The following is a 16732-nucleotide window of genomic DNA, read 5'->3' on the forward strand; positions in this document are numbered from 1 at the left end:
TTACATTCCTTATTTTTGTCTTGCAGTATAATAATTCTTATTCCAGCTGTATGGATGTAATGCACAATAAATCTAAATCCTTGCCTAGCATAAAAATTTAATAAGGAAGCATGGCTGAATATCGAAGAAACTGCCAAGAAAGCAACTATTGAATATTTTAATAAAGAAAAGAATATTGATAGTGTGATTAGTCGAATTAGTTTCTCGGGAAAATATAATACACCTGAGGTTTATGTTGATAGGCATGTGATTGGCAGTGAGCACCACAAAATATCTGCTACTGTATATTCCGCTGAGAATTACAAATTTAATAATTCATCAAAAGATTAATTTATAAAGCGGTTAGCTATTGCTAGCTTCTTTTTCGTTTAAAATAACGATTTTTTTCACATCTTTTTCACTTGTATTTCACAAATACAAGACATTAACTATGTTAGAATAAAAAAGGTACTTCATAGTAGAACTACTTACCCTACATTAGAATTAATTGCCCTTATTTACAGCCCTATCTCATAGGGCTTCTTTTTTTATTTAAGTAAGGATGTTGTTTAAAAATCTTCTATATTCTATAATCGGTATAATTTGTTTTCTATAAATCTCTATGGCTTCTGGATGTGCAAAAAAAGGAGATAACCAACCCAAACATTTAATTTTTTCTGCATTCAATTTCGAATAGTAAAAGAATCCCATTGTATTAACTGCAAATATCGTTCCTAAATCTGATCTTCATGTAAAAAGCATTCTCTATTTGGACAAATAGCGTTGGTACGCTGTAAGACCTCTTCTACTTCTTTATATTGCTGATGCCAGAAAAACAACCCACAACGCATCACACAATTCATCTGCTTCGAAATAGAATTTATCCATCTCCACATGATGATTTATGTTCACAGACCACTTTGTTCCGTACTCTGAATACATATTCTCTATTTCTACGTGTCCATACTCCGATAGCATTGTTATCATATTTGTTGTATTGCATAATTTTGCTGTTTTAAGTAAGGTACTATGTCTCCACCCTTTTCCTTAAACACATCTAATGCTTCTTGAATGTGATCTGTTTTGTCCCATTGAACCCAAATAACATCTCTGAATTTATGATTATTTAGTGTTAGAATTTGTTCTGCAGTTGGTTCTATTAATTGTCCAAGTTCAATATGGGTTTTCATTGTTTTATACATAATTCACCATTCCTTTCAAACAAATAAATTGTTTAATTTCCGCTTATCTTATCAAACAATTTAAAAGTAAATTCTATAGGAGGCAATACGAACGTACAAATAGCCATTCCTAATGGAAAATACCAGATGTTCTCATAATTTTTCCTTTGATAAAAATCACGTATAGTTAGATGACCCATCCCTTGCACCCCCTTTCCCTACGAAATTCAAATTTGATATTAAATCTTTGTAAAGATTATTAGATTTCATCCCTTTTAACCAAAAAACTTTATATAATAGAATTGCAAATAATTGATTTGCAAAAAACTAATTTTCTGTGCGACATAACTCTTTGCTAGGAGAAATCCTAGCCTTTTTTATTTGACATCCAAAGGAGCGTATTTACTACTGAACATAGGGTTACTTTCCGTGTTTTTTGGGTTTTCAACTTCAGATCAGAATTTAACTAAATCTTCAGTCAATTAAATAATGGAGTCACTTTTTTCATATTTTCGTATCCTCCTAGAACGGCATTTTGTCATGTGGTTTATTTGTTAAAACTTTAATTACATAGTCGATATCTAACTTTTTCAGCTTGTCCGTTTCTTTGTCGGACATTTCTTTTAAAGCTTTAACTGCACGATCTATTTGTTTATCTTTAATTTCAACCACATCTTTCACCACATCCAATTGTTTTCCCGCAATCTACGCAATAGTCATATTGTGGTTCCATAACAGCTTCACCTGGGATGTATCCGTAATGTGTATCTATGTTTTCATGCTTACATTTAGCTTGTTTTTCTTTCTTTTTTTTCTCTAAAACCACTGAACAATACTGTTTTTCGTCTATTCTTAATCCATGTTTTGTTAACAGACGCTTTCCGTACTGCGCACACTGATATAACATTTGATCAGTAAAAACTTTCATTTCCACATTTCTCCTTATTTACTGGGAAGAGTCAATATGATATAATGATATTACTTTAATAATTTTTTGACTTTTCTTGAAACGCCTTGTCTCCCAACTGGGCGTTTCTCCATTTTTAATAGCGAACCATCTAACAATATGTTAAAATTTAGTTACCGATATGTGTAACAACCGGCCTGTGCTTCTGTACGGGCTTTTTTGATGCTAGTTTTTAGCTAGTGGATCCATTTTTCTCATTCCTTTCTGAAACCTTCACTCATCGGAATATCCAGGAACCCATTTGCTAGGTGGGGGATACCATTAGATCCCTGAATATTCCGGCAATCGAAGGCTTGTCTCATCCTTTTGAAATTGTTCGACGAGCAATTTCGTATTCGTACTGACATAACTTTCGAAGACTGTCCTGAGATCTTTATACAAGAAGCAACAAAAGCTTATGAAAATAAATTAAGAGAGCGTATGAATAAACGTTATCAAATGGCTATTTCTCAACAAGTTGAACAACAACGCTAGATTCACAAATTTGTTTATTATTTAATAGAATTCTCACTTCTACAACAGCCTCTGTTCCCTAGGGGCTTGTTTCTTGTTTTCGGTCACACTTCTCACCCCTTCTCTATTTAGCTAGAGTTATATACTCTTCTAAGGACTTCCCAATTGGACACATTTACCACTATTATTTTTAAAAAATTGCGATAACATATCATTACCGAGTATCCCTTAAATATTCGGTAATATCCTTATTGAAGGAAGGGCCCTATTCCCTTAAAACTCCAATACATAGGGCTCTTCTATTTATTTGTCTCTGCTAAGACGATGTACCCATGATTTTTCGAAATAATATCTATGCTTCTGTGTACTGACCTAGCTCTTAAATCTTTTATGATTCTTTTGTCTATACGTTCCATCAAATATACGAATCCACCTAAGCAAACGAAGAATAATCCAACCATATTTTACTCGATGTGGTAAGAGAGCAAATTGCTCTCTTTTTTTATTCCTTCGACAAAATACGACGAAATATTTGCGATTAAATCTGTTATGATATTTTCAAAATTCTTACATTTTTGGTAATGGAGGAAATGCATAATGAAAAAACCATTCTATAAAAAATGGTGGTTCTGGGTTATCGTAGTAGCAGTAGCTGGTAGTAACGGTGATGAAAAAGAAGAAGCTAAAACGACTTCTACTGAACCAAAACAAGAAGCTAAACAGGAAACAAAGAAGGATGAGCCTAAGAAAGAAGAAACAAAAAAAGAGGACCAAAAGAAAGAAGAGCCTCAAAAGGAACTTTCTAAAGAAGGTGAATCTTCTAAAGTTAAAATTGCTGTGGGAGCTGTTGAGACTTTAGAATCAGTTGGAAATAAAATTACAAACGAAAATGCAAAAGTTTCTCTGTTTCGAATAAATATAGATTTGAACCATATTTCTCAATGAACAATATAACTTAACGTGATAAAATATTATTTGGATGGGAGTCCAATACATATTATTAAAATTAAGATGGTTCAAGTCGAAGAAAGGCACTTTAGGGTGTCTTTTCTTTATGAAGAAATCCTATATAAGGGGGAATTGTGAATGAACATCCTGTCACTACCCCTATACTTACAAACAAGTATAGAATTTAGTCATAAGAATATTAAAACTGTTACTGCTTCTATTCAAAGTACTGTAGAAGAAAAGATTGTGGGGCGTATTCCAGAAGCTGGTGCTATATTATACGCAACTGAAAAAGAAGGAGAGTTAACTAATTTTAAACTCCAAGTAGATGGAAGGATTATATTTTTTCCGAAGTGGATGCATGTGTCTAATCAAACCTATTATCCACAACTCTACTACAGTGATATTAATCATGACGGAAAAAAGGAAATTAGTATAGTTTTAACTACAGGTTGCGGAAGTGAAGTAATAATACAGGAAGTTCATGTGTTCAATATAATTAAAAATAAACATGGTGAATTATTCAAAGAAATACCTGTTGATAATTCAATCTCTATTATTAATAAAAATGTACAAACTAAATTAACGAAATCTGAAGCCATTATTAAAATTGGTAATGATATAACTAAAATTAATATTAAAAAATTAGGGATTGAGCCAGCGCATATATTCTCGAATATAGCTTTTGGAAGTATTTTGAAATTTAAAGTTGTTAATAATAAACTAAATGCTATTGTTGGTGCAACAGTAGCACCTTCTGGAGGGTATTTAGGCGATATATACATTACTTATACTTTCAAAGATAATGAATATAAAATTGGCCAGATTAATTTTATTTCAAGTAGAAATTAAAGCATTACATCTCATTAAACATGTATATTGGATCAAGGCAAAAGTACTTCTCTGTTTGTGATGCTGTTCCTATCCGTGATGTAGTACCTCCTAAATTTCAAAAAGTTGTTTTAGAAACAGATACAAAAGGAGATTTACGTGTATTGATACCACTTATCTATAATCATATTACACCGTATGGGAAATTCCATAGGGATCCTTAATAAAAGATTAGCTATATAATTTACAAAGATACAACATCCTTTCGAGAAAATTGAATATTTCGCAGCTATTTCTTCTACAATACTTCTATAAAGAAAAGGTAGCATAATGCTACCCTTTCTTTTTACCAGATTAGTTATTTAGTAGATATTTCTCCTTTAACTTCAATTTTGACGTCAGCTTTTTTTAAAAGGTTTCCTACAGCACATCCCTTATCAGCTGCTTCAAACAATCTATTTGCTACTTGAATATGTTTTTCTGTAGCACTCTCGGATAAAACCATACGAGGGTAATGGATAATCTTAAACACACCATCAGATACATGACCTTTAGAATTCACATTCACTTCTACAACAGGAAGCTCTCTTGATTCAATCATTGACACAAGAACGGATGTATAGCAAGCTGTTACAGACGCTACAAGAACTTCTTTTGGGGAGGCACCATTTCCACTACCGCCTAATGCAGCAGGTATAGCAATCCTTGTATTAAGAAATTCTGTTTTAAGGACTCCATTCCCTTTCACTCCATTATGCCAAACAACATTAGCATTTGTTTCTACATTAACCATATTAAACACACCTTTAAGTAATTATTTTCATACATTGTCATTATTAAAATTTACTCGTATCATTCACTGCTTTTAGCACTATAAAAACTATTGGAATTTATGACTCATTTTAGACCGTCAACAATATATATCAATCCTGCCAAGAAACAGTATAGACTAATACGGTAACTTTAATCATCGCTACATCTATAAAGCCTTTAAAATAAAAAGAGACCCCTAAAGGGCCTCTTGATTAGCTCCAAGTTGCCGTAAAATGTCGTGCACATCAACATGTGATCTTTTCTCAATAATCTTGCCGTCAGCAATTTGCAACAGCATCATCAGAGAAAATCTAACGGATTTACTTGTTGCAGGGACACCAAGAAATGGAATTCCTGTATGTGTACCTTCAAACATGAAGTAAACGGCAATTTGATTTCCTTCAGCTATCATCGCTTGAATCGGCATTTTGAAGCCTGGAAACGCATCAAAGTTTTTCTTTTCTGATTCAACAAGACCTTCTACACCAGGAAACGGTGTATCCACTTGTGGGTAAAAAACAAAGTCTGGATGACAGAAATCATGTAGGGCCTCATAATTCTCTTGCTGAATAGCTTCATAAAAACGACGGACCAATTCTTTATTCGCTTCAACTGACATAATAACGGTTCCTCTCTCTATAAAATAAATTCTACAATTGCTGTGTATTTCTTTAATTAAAATGTGTAAGATTCACCATCGTCTGGTACTAACACATTAGACGTGATTCCTTTTTCATTAATAAAGCTCTTTAAGTCTTCTCTAGACAATGCCCAATGGTTTACAGCTTCCATGTGGACAGCAATAATTTTTGCATTAGGAGCAGCCGTATAAACTTCATAGACATCATCTTTCCCCATAATAAGAGAACCGCCTTCAAAGAATTGATTGTCTCCAGCATTTACCACAATGATTTCAGGTTTATTTGTATCAATCACTTCTTGGACAGCGTCGTACCATACTGTATCCCCAGCCACATACAATGTTTGCTCAGTTGGATGCTTGAAGACAATGCCGCATACTAGACCAGCCAGTTCTAGTATTTTGCCTCTTCCATGCTCGCCTTTTGTTTTAATTAATTGGATACCTTCAAAGACTGTATCCTCTTGTAAAACTTCCACATTTCGAAAGCCGTCATTTCGAATTTCTGTCGCATCTTCTTCGTTTTGGGCGAATATTTTGATCTCTTTTGGTAATGCTTCTTTAGCAGCATCATCCCAATGATCATAATGCAAATGAGTAACAATGACAGCGTCTATACTATTAATAATATTTTCAACCGATATTGGTAAGCTAACTAAAGGATTATTTTGATCTTGTCTTGGTGCATTTGGGAAAGGTGGGTAAGTACCTTTCTCAGCTAACATTGGATCTATTAAAAACTTTTTTCCTGCATATTCTACAACGATTGTTGCATTTCTAATTTGTGTAATTTTCATAATTACAACTCCTTTATTATTTTTGTTTAGTTGCTTACGTATATTCTATACATGCGCAATATGTATTTACATAGATAAAATCAAGTGTTTTTGTATTTAGACTTGAAGTTTGAAAAAGTAACATATTTTTGTGTTCATGATTATTAAATAAGGTAAACAACATTCTAATTGGAGAAAATGTAGAGATTCATTTAAAATAATGTGTGGAGAACAAATGTTAAATTATTCTTGTTTAAAGTAAAAGTGTTGGGCTATTTTCAAAAGTTTGTTATCAACACAGGTTTTAGTATTACCAAACTGCTTGAGAAGAGATACATTTACATAAACGTTTTTTACACTTCTTTGAAAGGATTTGATTTCATGCTGGATCAAACAGACATGCGAATATTAGAAGAGTTGTCCCAAAATAGTCGTATTACTATGAAAGAATTAGGAGAGAAAGTTCATTTGACAGGACAAGCAGCTGCATCTAGAGTTGCTAAATTAGAGGATAATGGAGTAATTGAAGGTTATAGCATTAAAGTAAATCAAGTTAAGTTAGGTTGCTTTATGTATGCTTTTATTAATATCTATATAAAAGATACACATCATCAGCCATATCTTTCTTTTATTAAAACACAAGAGAAACACATCATAAATAACTATAAAATTAGTGGGGATGGTTGTTATCTTCTTGAATGCAGATTTCCATCAAATGAATCATTAGATCAATTTTTGACGGATTTAAACAAGCATGCAAATTATAAATTATCTATTGTAATTAAGAAATGATGCGTCGCTAAAAATGAGCTATTTGCGAATAAAGACACTTAAACTACAGGTCTTTTCATTGAATAAGACTTATCGAAAGATCCCAGTTTCCGCAAAAATTTCATACTTATTTTAAAATATTAACTTCATTTTGATGAATCTCTATTCAAAATGGAGTATCTGTATTTACTGTTAAAAAAGGATTAAGGACAACTTTTTAATCAGTTTTATTACAAAACTCCATCTTCATCTCTTTAACAAAAACCAATATTTTTGTAACATTTCCTAACCCATTCATATTTCCTTATTTACAAGGATTTTTAAATTACAAAAGATAGTTACCAAAAGTATTACCAAATACCTTTTCAATAAATGAACCTTCAGTACAATGAGATTATATAATTGTACAGGAGGAAACAGATGATTATTGGTTAGGCACGTGTATCCACTTTTGTTTAAAATTTAGATCGTCAAATTCATTTTCTTACTGAATATGGATGCGAAAAAATCATTCAAGAAAAATTTACTGGAACAATTCGAGAAAGACAGGGCCTTGTAAATTTGTTTGATGTAATAAGAAAAGGAGATACTGTTGTAGTTGAAAGTATTTCACGTTTAGGGCGCAAAACATTAGATATCCTAAATATTATCCAATAGTTCAAAGAAATAGGAATTCAATTTGTATCATTGAAAGAGAATATGGATACAGGAACTCCTACAGGTAAGGCTATGTTGCAAATGATGTGTGTCATTGCAGAATTAGAAAGAAATTTGATTGCGGAACGGGTAAAAGAAGGTTTAGAAGCAAGTAAAAAACGCAGAAAAAGGTTAGGAAGATCCAAATTAGAAAAAGAAAAGCTCCCGATTGCTTTACGTATGCATGATAGTAAAGAATACTCTATTAAAGAAATTGTAGAAGGAACTGGTGTATCACAAGGTTCTCTTTATTGAGCCATCAATCAACGAAAACTTAAAGAAACACAGAAGTAAAAAAGCATACTTTTCTAATTCTTCGTAGTTTGCCGAGAATACCTTAACCAAAACCTCCATCACGGCTTTTTCTTCTCTTTTGAAGCTGCTACTTCAGCGTGATATTCCCGCATTAGTTTTTTCGTCTATTGGATTTCAAGTAATACTTTCAAGTTGAGTTAATAAAAATAAAATCGACCGATTTAACATTGTATTTCAAATTTTATTAGAAGGTAAAAGCTTATTATTACAGAATTGATAAGTGTAATGTTAAATTGATAAAACTACAATGATATGATTCTATTTCGTTATTATTAAAGCTTCATAACAGCAATGTACTAATAAGATTATATTAATGTTAACGTTAATATTAATGTTATGTAAAAAATAACGGAGGTGTCTAAATGGCTTTTAAATTAGCTTTTGTACAGAATAAAGGTGGCGTTTTAAAGTCTTCAATGACAGTAAACTTAGCTGGGCTTTATGCTAAAAAAGGTAAAAGGGTTTTGATTGTAGATGCAGATCAACAAGGTAACTCCCTCCTTTCATTCGGTAAAAATCCAGATAAGTACCGTATAACTTTACATGATGTTTTGGTACACTTCGCGCCAACTAGTGAAGCTATTGTAAACGTGTATAAAAACATTGACGTTCTTCCATCAAATGAAATGTTGAGTTTTTTAGATTTTGACATACTACCAAACTTAGATAAATACATAAATCCATTTTTACTTTTAAAGGTGGCCTTAATGTCTGTTGAAGATGAATACGATGTAATTTTATTCGATAGTCCTCCAAGTTCCGGTCTAATTCAAAGTAATGTAATTTGTTGTACAGACAAAATCATTATTCCATTCCAACCTGAACAATACAGTGCGCGTTCTTTGATTAAAATTATAGACGTGATTAATCAGTTTAAACAGAAACACAATCCAAATTTAAATATTACTGGAGTAGTTGCTACGCTTGTTCAAAAGAATACAAAGTTGCATAATGACGTAATTAAACAAGCTAAGGGTTTCTGTAAAAAAGAAGGTGTGTATTTCTTTAATGCTAATATTCCAAGAAGTATCTCATTCGCTAACTCAATCGCATATAACAAATTACCTCTTACATTAGCTAAAAAAGACACTGAATTCGTATTTTACTACAAGAACTTATTTAAGGAGTTGAGTGAACATGAGCAACCGCAATATAGCTGATTTATTTGGAGATAGTGCTTCAAGAACTGATAATGTTAACGAAACAGAAGTAAAACATAATGATAATAAGAACGAAACAAAACAAAAACATAATGTTAATGAAACATTAATGGAACAGAAACAAGATTATTATGAAACATTAACGGAACAGAAACAGGATTATAATGAAACAGAAACAAAACAAACTGTTAATGATGTTATAGAGAATGACGATGTACTAGGATTTCTGAACGTGAATAAGAAAAAGACTTTAGTCGGTTTTCATTTAGAAGATGACATAAACAAAGTAATTAAAAAAGTGTTAGGAAAGAATCCAGGCAAGGGTGCACAGTCAGAACTGGCAAATAGAATATTCCGAGATTTCTTTGAAAAAAGAGGTTTGTTATAAAGCTCTGTATTTACAGGGCTTTTTCTATGTAATTAAATAATTAACGTTATATTAATGTTAACAAAATGCTATCAAAACGATTTTATAACATTAATATAACGTTATAACAATTAATTCCTGCATTTGGACAAATAAAAAACCGCCCAATGATGTGGACTCAATTGTTATTCGTGTCTAACAATTGGGATGCACATCATAAAGAGACGGCTCTTGTTTTTATTTCATTACATAAATGCTTCGTCAGTTGCAACAGTTATCCAAACTTTGTAAATAGGTGAATCTTTTATAAATTCTTCTTTTGTATGAACTATAAATTCAGGAATTAATGCTAAGAAAAAGGTAAGAGCATACGCTATCTTATAATCAGGTGTTATATATCCATCAATAGTTCTTCCATATATTTCGCTTGCTAGAGAATCTGCCCATACTTCCGATTCTCTAAGTGTTTCAAAAACTATATCTTCAGTTTTCCATCTAATTAATTTACTTGACATCTGATGTATCTATAAGCTCCTTTCGTAGGGTCGGAGTTTTTAGTTATTAAACAATTAAAATTGACTATCTCATCTTTTTTTACTTCACTTCAATATGTATATCTATTTGCCAAAGAATAATTTTATCCTTCATTTTTAGATGTTTTTGCTCATCCTCTCGAAAAGGGGGGATAAGGAAAAAATAACCTTTTTTTCCATTTACAGTTATCGCATAAAATTGGTACGATTTATGTACTAAACTTAGGGGGGAAATATGAAAAAAATTATTGTAGTAGGATTATCATTGGCGTTTTTAGTTGCTTGTGGATCTACAGAAGAGAACAAGGGCGAAGTGAAAGGGCCTTCACAAGAAGAATTAAATGCTAAGTTAAAACAGGAAGCAGCAGAAGCTAGTTTTGCTGCTGCAAATGGTAATCAATATGAATTTGGTAAAAAGATTAAAGCCACAGGTAAAATTGCCTTTTTAATGAACAAAGAAAGAGAAGTTTTTCCTGTTTTAACATTAATAACAAGAGAATCTGATCATTATGGAATGTATACAGTGAAAGTAGCGCAATCTGGAACAAAAGTAACTGAAAATGAGATTACTTTAAAAAATGGAACAAAATTAACAAAAGGCACCATAGTTACAGTATATGGGGCTTATGATGGTAAAGACAAAACAGGATTTCCGCTTATATCTTCTACAGTAATTGAAGCTAGATAAAGCTAGTAACATTTGATGAATCTAAAGAAATAAAAAAAGCCGTCAAATGACGGCTCTTATTTTTATACCCTGGTCCGTTATCCTTCATCCATTTTTCAAATTAGGATAGCCCTGGCTCATATAATCCAACAGTAATAAAGTGAAATTTACCAGGATTTATAAATAAGGTTCAGTGAGAAGCTTATCCAACATGATCCAGTGCAGCTTCTTCAGATGATAATACTACCCCTCTTGTACCAAAAGGTACGCTTAAATCAGCTTTTTTACGTGTAATAAAAATAGATCCTTTTTTATTCTTTTTGCCATTCAGCATGTTGTCTTCAAATTTCTCTTGTTTTGTAATAGATACTAATACAGCTTTTGAGTTTTTAGATTTATATTTTCGTAGACCTTTATGTAATATCAATTCAATAGCTTTTTGTACTGTACTCAGGTTTGATCTCCTTTCTACTAGATTTAAAACAACAAAAAAAGGTGAGCAGTGATATAACTGCTCACCTAAATAAATAGACTTCCCGAATTGTATACAAAGGCAGAAAAATCCATACTTAAATATGCTTATAGATGCACTAAAATAAGGGCTTCTATCTTTACAAATCTACACTAATTAACTATGCTATTGAGATATTTCATATCTCAATAGCATAGTTAATTAGAACGGTTTGGGAAGTTTACTCACTGATTCAGCAGTGACGTAAATTGTATTCACCAAGTAGTAGAAATGTTTCCAGCAGATCTACTTCCCCTGTCTGGTTTGAGATTTTCCCAATCTCAAGTAGGCAGCCGTTCTTTTTTTGTTTGTAAATAAGGATCTGACTTGTAACATTTCACTCGATGAAAAAATGAAGATGCTATTTTATACTTTTATAATAATATAAAATCCTGTTTTTAAAGCAAAAAGAGTATATTTTTATAAGTTTATAAAAATTAATTCAGACTTTTGAAACCTTAATAAAGATTGATATAAAAGTATTTTAAGAATCCTAATCTCCAAGATTCGTATATTAATAGAAAAAGATTTGTTTTTTAAATGAAGTATACTTTATTAATGTTTGATTATGGTATAAAACCAAATTATAAATTTATACTTTTATAAATTTATAAAAGTATATTTTTTTAGGTTCTGGTGCAAAAACTTCAAGGTGGTTACAAGTAATCTCTAAATCTTGGACATACTGGATACTATTACTCTATAAAGGTGTGTGATCGGTATGGAAAGGAAAAATTGGTTCAAATGGAAGCACTACCAGCCTGATATTATCTTATTAACGGTAAGATGGTACCTACGGTACAACCTAAGTTTTCGTGATTTGGTGGAAATGATGGAGGAACGGGGTTTATCCATTTCTCATACAACGATTATGCGTTGGGTTCATCAGTATGGTCCTGAATTAGACAAACGGATCCGACGTTACCTCAAACAAACAAATGACTCTTGGAGAGTAGACGAAACATACATCAAAGTAAAAGGACAATGGATGTATTTATATCGTGCGGTAGATTCTAAAGGGAACACAATTGACTTCTATTTAAGTAAAGCTAGAAATCATAAGGCTGCAAAGCGCTTTTTCAAGAAAGCTTTGCTGTCTTTTCATGTTGCAAAGCCTCGTGTTATAACAGTCGACAAGAATCCAGCTTATCCTCTAGCAATTGAACAGTTGAAAAAAGAAAAAAGCATACCTAACGGTATGCGACTTAGACAACAAAAGTACTTGAATAACATAGTAGAACAAGATCATCGCTTTATAAAGAAACGAATCCGTTCTATGCTAGGTTTTAAATCTTTTGACACAGCTACATCCATTCTTTCTGGAGTAGAAGCTATGCATATGATTAAAAAAGAACAGATTGATTTACGGGACCCGTCTGTCCAAAATCAGAAAGAATTCATCCATCAATTGTTTGGACTTGTAGCATAAAATACAATTCTGTTAGGAATATATGCGTTTTACTGGTTTTCATTTTATCTTTGCACCAGAACCAGGATGCTTATTTTATTTCAATGCTTGCTCTTTTCTTTAAATCTTGGTGCATAAAAACATAACCTACTCATTTATTATTTCTGACCACTAAATTAGATGCGAAATGTATCAAGTACATTATCTTTTTCCTCTTTATTAATTCCAATGTATCTTAGGGTAATTTGTGGTGTACTATGATTCAATATATCTTGTAACATAGCAATATCTTTTGTTTGCTTGTAAAACCAATATCCAAATGTTTTACGCATAGTATGAGTACCTAAGGATTCTACACCGGCAAAATCTCCGGCCTTTTGTAACTGTCTATAGGCTTGAATTTTATTAATGGGTTTATCACCTTTTCGAGAAGGAAATAACCAGGGACTTTTTAGGCTTTCAGCGTATGGAAGTACTTCCTCAAAAATGGACGTAATATTTATGATACGCTCCTTTTTTGTCTTGCCTTCTTTTACTTTAAATTCTTTTCGTTTTTTTCGCTTCAGTTTTAAAACTTCAGTTGTTTCCATTTTAAGTAAATCACTTACACGTAACCCCGTATTAATACCAATTAGAAATAAAATGTAATCACGATCTGAACAATGTCGTTTAAGAGACCATTTCATGTCTTCAAGCTGTTCTTTGCTTCGAATTGGTTGTACATCGATTAAATGTTGCTTTTTCTCCATCTGTTTTTCAATCCCTTTGTTTTCAATGATTTGAATGTATACTTTTTTGTGTGTTTTTATGATATCAGTGAAATTAGATAAAAGTCAATCTTTAAGGGGGAATGAATGTAAACTTTTTGATATTAGTTTACATTCGTTTTTTTCATCATTTATCGTTTATTTTGTAATTATTTTCTCAATATAGATATATATGTTATTTATGGTTTTATATAGAATAATAACGAAAATATAATATTATAAAAATTAAGCTGTTGTCATTTGTTTTTCCTTACGCTAAAGATAAGATCATACTCTCCGATCTTATCTTTTCATTTGTAGTTTCGTATTACAAAAAGAGAATCCTTTTAATATTAAAAGGATTCCGCAACAGGAAAGAACAAGTATATAATAATAAAAAGAATTACCTATATTATAATTTAAAAATAAGACAAATATATTGATAAAATTCAGAATGCATTGAATATATATGTACCCTTATTTATAATTGATTATGAGTTGGAGTACTAATCTGTCATCTGTTCCTTTTTCTAAAGAAGATTGATTTCAATCTTCTTTTTTTTATTAGTTCCTCTTTCCTCGAAAAAAGGACAAGAATTACTTAAGAATTGTGGAAATAGCTTGCTTGTAGACTAGTTGTTGCTTACCATGAACTATCATAAGAACGGTGAATTTATCCATTGCAAGGATCTGCCCACGTATTGGAACGCCATTCATTAAAAATACAGTAACTTCCCCTTTTTTTTCTTTCAATTGTTCATACATATCTTCTTGTAAGTTATACATGAAATACTCCCCCTAATTGTATCTACTTTTCTTTTAATGCTTGCTGCATCTCTTTGTTGTCTATTTGTATTTCCCATTCTTCTTCTATTTTTCTAAACCATTTTCCTATTTTGCTTACATAGTATCTTTTTACTTCACTATACGGAATCCAAATTTCACGTTCTTGTATTTGATTCATCACTTCATGAAGAATCTCATCATGTTCATACTTTTTAGGTCTTCTATAATGCGTTTTTACAAATTGTGAATATTCTCTACGTAACCAAGTAGAAATATGTTGTCTTTGTCTTTGCTTGAGATGTGACCATTTTTTATTTGTTTGAAGGATTTTTCCATTTACTTTTATGTGGTTTTTCATCGACACTCATCCCCTTTTACCAGCAAAACGAATATATAACTATCGTATCACATTTTAATTGAAATACGGCTCTAGGTACATATTTCGCAAGAAATCTATCCAAAATAAAAATAATATCTCCATTTGGGTGTTTTCTTAATCCCCCGAAAAGGGGGATTAAGAAAACCTCATTGTACCCACTTTTTATAAGAGATAGCACCAGACATTTTACGAAATTCATACAATTAGATAACAATAAAACTTTAATTAGCCCTCCCAAATTGTGCTCTTAAAGACAGTTAATCTACCATCTAACATTATATTTGTATTCGTAATTAAATTGATAAATAAAATACAGAATATTCAAATTATTAAACTGTAAATATCTTGAAACAGCGGTTTTAAAGGTAATAATCGTTGGATTTCATTATTTTTCCGCTTTCTGAAGGGTATATATTTTTATAGCTTTATGTATTAAGATAGAGCTGCGCTAGAAAATACCGGTAAAAAAGCATAAATAAGGAAAAAAGGGATGGGATTAAAAATGAAGACTGTATTAAGAAATATTGTATCGATGGTTCTTGTACTCGCTTTGTTTACAACTTCTTTCGCTGGAATCTCCAAAGCTCAAGAGATTAATAGTGAAGAAGAAAAATTAGTACAAGAAGTGGTTCTGGTGCAAAGATAAAATGAAAACCAGTAAAACGCATATATTCCTAACAGAATTGTATTTTATGCTACAAGTCCAAACAATTGATGGATGAATTCTTTCTGATTTTGGACAGACGGGTCCCGTAAATCAATCTGTTCTTTTTTAATCATATGCATAGCTTCTACTCCAGAAAGAATGGATGTAGCTGTGTCAAAAGATTTAAAACCTAGCATAGAACGGATTCGTTTCTTTATAAAGCGATGATCTTGTTCTACTATGTTATTCAAGTACTTTTGTTGTCTAAGTCGCATACCGTTAGGTATGCTTTTTTCTTTTTTCAACTGTTCAATTGCTAGAGGATAAGCTGGATTCTTGTCGACTGTTATAACACGAGGCTTTGCAGCCTTATGATTTCTAGCTTTACTTAAATAGAAGTCAATTGTGTTCCCTTTAGAATCTACCGCACGATATAAATACATCCATTGTCCTTTTACTTTGATGTATGTTTCGTCTACTCTCCAAGAGTCATTTGTTTGTTTGAGGTAACGTCGGATCCGTTTGTCTAATTCAGGACCATACTGATGAACCCAACGCATAATCGTTGTATGAGAAATGGATAAACCCCGTTCCTCCATCATTTCCACCAAATCACGAAAACTTAGGTTGTACCGTAGGTACCATCTTACCGTTAATAAGATAATATCAGGCTGGTAGTGCTTCCATTTGAACCAATTTTTCCTTTCCATACCGATCACACACCTTTATAGAGTAATAGTATCCAGTATGTCCAAGATTTAGAGATTACTTGTAACCACCTTGAAGTTTTTGCACCAGAACCCCATTCTATATTTAAGAATGACGTTCGACAATAATCTCCAACAATCGGAAACTATGCTATAATGTCTTAGTAACCGGAAAAGTTAGGGTGCATGGTTGTCATTTCTCTTCTTTCCACTTGTAGTGGGGGAAGGGGGTGAATAAAGCCATGGAAACATTTCTCGAATTTCTTAAAGAAATTATTAAAGGCGTACTACGCGAAAGCGCGGCACACTTTTTTAAGAAGAAGTATTTAGAAAACGAGAAATCCACCCTTTCTTATCGCCGTCGCAAGCAAAAGAAAAAGGGTGGATCTCGTAAGACAAAACGTTAAACGATAACCATCACCCTAACGGCTATGGCTACGTAAAAAGATGAG

Annotated in this window: 20 protein-coding genes and 3 pseudogenes; 11 read left to right on the top strand and 12 right to left on the bottom strand. The window is 32.0% G+C overall.

The genetic code is table 11. The features are described from left to right. Positions 1-962: 962 nt before the first annotated feature. From IQ781_RS27510 to IQ781_RS27520, 3 genes are all read right to left on the bottom strand, one after another. The gene (locus IQ781_RS27510) at positions 963-1181 is read right to left on the bottom strand and encodes a hypothetical protein (protein ID WP_242808420.1); all 219 of its coding nucleotides are present in this window, start codon (positions 1179-1181) and stop codon (positions 963-965) included. A 501-nt stretch (positions 1182-1682) separates the two neighbouring features. Continuing rightward, positions 1683-1832, bottom strand: a complete 150-nt coding sequence (locus tag IQ781_RS27515; protein WP_242808468.1) for a hypothetical protein — start codon at positions 1830-1832, stop codon at positions 1683-1685. Next, positions 1825-2088 carry a hypothetical protein gene (locus IQ781_RS27520; protein ID WP_242808422.1) on the bottom strand — a complete coding sequence of 88 codons (264 nt, stop codon included), beginning with the start codon at positions 2086-2088 and terminating at the stop codon, positions 1825-1827. Before IQ781_RS27520 ends, IQ781_RS27515 begins: the two co-directional genes overlap by 8 nt. A 345-nt stretch (positions 2089-2433) precedes the next feature. Between IQ781_RS27520 and IQ781_RS27525 the strand changes: the two genes are divergently transcribed. From IQ781_RS27525 to IQ781_RS27535, 3 genes and pseudogenes are all read left to right on the top strand, one after another. Continuing rightward, positions 2434-2601, top strand: coding sequence for a hypothetical protein (locus IQ781_RS27525; RefSeq protein WP_242808424.1), 168 nt, complete (start codon positions 2434-2436; stop codon positions 2599-2601). A 576-nt stretch (positions 2602-3177) separates the two neighbouring features. After that, positions 3178-3477: pseudogene (locus IQ781_RS27530) on the top strand (DUF4352 domain-containing protein); the annotation flags it as partial. A gap of 189 nt (positions 3478-3666) precedes the next feature. Beyond that, positions 3667-4380 carry a hypothetical protein gene (locus tag IQ781_RS27535; protein ID WP_242808426.1) on the top strand — a complete coding sequence of 238 codons (714 nt, stop codon included), beginning with the start codon at positions 3667-3669 and terminating at the stop codon, positions 4378-4380. A gap of 337 nt (positions 4381-4717) precedes the next feature. Here the strand turns inward: IQ781_RS27535 and IQ781_RS27540 are convergent, their stop codons facing one another. The 3 genes from IQ781_RS27540 to IQ781_RS27550 all read right to left on the bottom strand — a co-directional run bounded on the left by IQ781_RS27540 (position 4718) and on the right by IQ781_RS27550 (position 6609). Continuing rightward, entirely contained in the window at positions 4718-5152 is a 435-nt protein-coding gene (locus IQ781_RS27540) for an OsmC family protein (protein WP_242808428.1), read from the bottom strand. 216 nt (positions 5153-5368) lie between these two features. Next, a complete protein-coding gene (locus tag IQ781_RS27545) occupies positions 5369-5791 on the bottom strand; it encodes an ester cyclase (RefSeq protein ID WP_242808430.1) in 423 nt (140 codons plus the stop codon). A gap of 56 nt (positions 5792-5847) precedes the next feature. Then, the gene (locus IQ781_RS27550) at positions 5848-6609 is read right to left on the bottom strand and encodes an MBL fold metallo-hydrolase (RefSeq protein WP_242808431.1); all 762 of its coding nucleotides are present in this window, start codon (positions 6607-6609) and stop codon (positions 5848-5850) included. A gap of 360 nt (positions 6610-6969) precedes the next feature. On the opposite strand from IQ781_RS27550, the gene IQ781_RS27555 reads away from it, so the two are divergent. From IQ781_RS27555 to IQ781_RS27575, 4 genes and pseudogenes are all read left to right on the top strand, one after another. After that, entirely contained in the window at positions 6970-7380 is a 411-nt protein-coding gene (locus IQ781_RS27555) for an Lrp/AsnC family transcriptional regulator (RefSeq protein ID WP_242808432.1), read from the top strand. 453 nt (positions 7381-7833) lie between these two features. After that, positions 7834-8310 (top strand): annotated as a pseudogene (locus IQ781_RS27560) (recombinase family protein). Between the two features lie 422 nt (positions 8311-8732). Continuing rightward, positions 8733-9530: a ParA family protein gene (locus tag IQ781_RS27570; protein WP_242808434.1), complete on the top strand. Its 798-nt coding sequence runs from the start codon at positions 8733-8735 to the stop codon at positions 9528-9530. Further along, positions 9508-9918, top strand: coding sequence for a hypothetical protein (locus IQ781_RS27575; RefSeq protein WP_242808435.1), 411 nt, complete (start codon positions 9508-9510; stop codon positions 9916-9918). Before IQ781_RS27570 ends, IQ781_RS27575 begins: the two co-directional genes overlap by 23 nt. 224 nt (positions 9919-10142) lie before the next feature. On the opposite strand, the gene IQ781_RS27580 is transcribed toward IQ781_RS27575, so the two are convergent. After that, positions 10143-10397: a hypothetical protein gene (locus IQ781_RS27580; RefSeq protein ID WP_242808460.1), complete on the bottom strand. Its 255-nt coding sequence runs from the start codon at positions 10395-10397 to the stop codon at positions 10143-10145. Between the two features lie 268 nt (positions 10398-10665). On the opposite strand from IQ781_RS27580, the gene IQ781_RS27585 reads away from it, so the two are divergent. Then, entirely contained in the window at positions 10666-11118 is a 453-nt protein-coding gene (locus IQ781_RS27585; protein WP_242808437.1) for a hypothetical protein, read from the top strand. A 184-nt stretch (positions 11119-11302) separates the two neighbouring features. Here the strand turns inward: IQ781_RS27585 and IQ781_RS27590 are convergent. Beyond that, a pseudogene (locus tag IQ781_RS27590) lies at positions 11303-11551 on the bottom strand (replication initiation protein RepS); the annotation flags it as partial. 778 nt (positions 11552-12329) lie between these two features. Between IQ781_RS27590 and IQ781_RS27595 the strand changes: the two are divergent. Further along, positions 12330-13037, top strand: a complete 708-nt coding sequence (locus IQ781_RS27595; protein ID WP_242808324.1) for an IS6 family transposase — start codon at positions 12330-12332, stop codon at positions 13035-13037. A gap of 155 nt (positions 13038-13192) precedes the next feature. On the opposite strand, the gene IQ781_RS27600 is transcribed toward IQ781_RS27595, so the two are convergent. The 3 genes from IQ781_RS27600 to IQ781_RS27610 all read right to left on the bottom strand — a co-directional run bounded on the left by IQ781_RS27600 (position 13193) and on the right by IQ781_RS27610 (position 14906). Next, on the bottom strand, positions 13193-13765 hold the full coding sequence (locus IQ781_RS27600; protein WP_242808439.1) for a tyrosine-type recombinase/integrase: 573 nt from the start codon (positions 13763-13765) through the stop codon (positions 13193-13195). Positions 13766-14359: 594 nt separating this feature from the next. Next, complete coding sequence (hfq, locus tag IQ781_RS27605) at positions 14360-14548, bottom strand: RNA chaperone Hfq (RefSeq protein WP_161114107.1); 189 nt, start codon at positions 14546-14548, stop codon at positions 14360-14362. A 22-nt stretch (positions 14549-14570) separates the two neighbouring features. Then, on the bottom strand, positions 14571-14906 hold the full coding sequence (locus IQ781_RS27610; protein WP_242808440.1) for a transposase: 336 nt from the start codon (positions 14904-14906) through the stop codon (positions 14571-14573). A 523-nt stretch (positions 14907-15429) separates the two neighbouring features. On the opposite strand from IQ781_RS27610, the gene IQ781_RS27615 reads away from it, so the two are divergent. After that, positions 15430-15573, top strand: a complete 144-nt coding sequence (locus IQ781_RS27615; RefSeq protein ID WP_242808442.1) for a hypothetical protein — start codon at positions 15430-15432, stop codon at positions 15571-15573. Positions 15574-15617: 44 nt separating this feature from the next. On the opposite strand, the gene IQ781_RS27620 is transcribed toward IQ781_RS27615, so the two are convergent. After that, positions 15618-16283 (bottom strand): IS6 family transposase, encoded by a 666-nt coding sequence (locus tag IQ781_RS27620; protein ID WP_242808443.1) that lies wholly within the window; start codon positions 16281-16283, stop codon positions 15618-15620. 239 nt (positions 16284-16522) lie between these two features. Here IQ781_RS27620 and IQ781_RS27625 point away from each other — a divergent pair, with 239 nt between their 5' ends. Beyond that, complete coding sequence (locus IQ781_RS27625) at positions 16523-16687, top strand: hypothetical protein (protein WP_170953412.1); 165 nt, start codon at positions 16523-16525, stop codon at positions 16685-16687. Positions 16688-16732: the final 45 nt, after the last annotated feature.

Source organism: Bacillus sp. N447-1 (genome assembly GCF_022701035.1).
Lineage (GTDB): Bacteria > Bacillota > Bacilli > Bacillales > Bacillaceae_G > Bacillus_A > Bacillus_A cereus.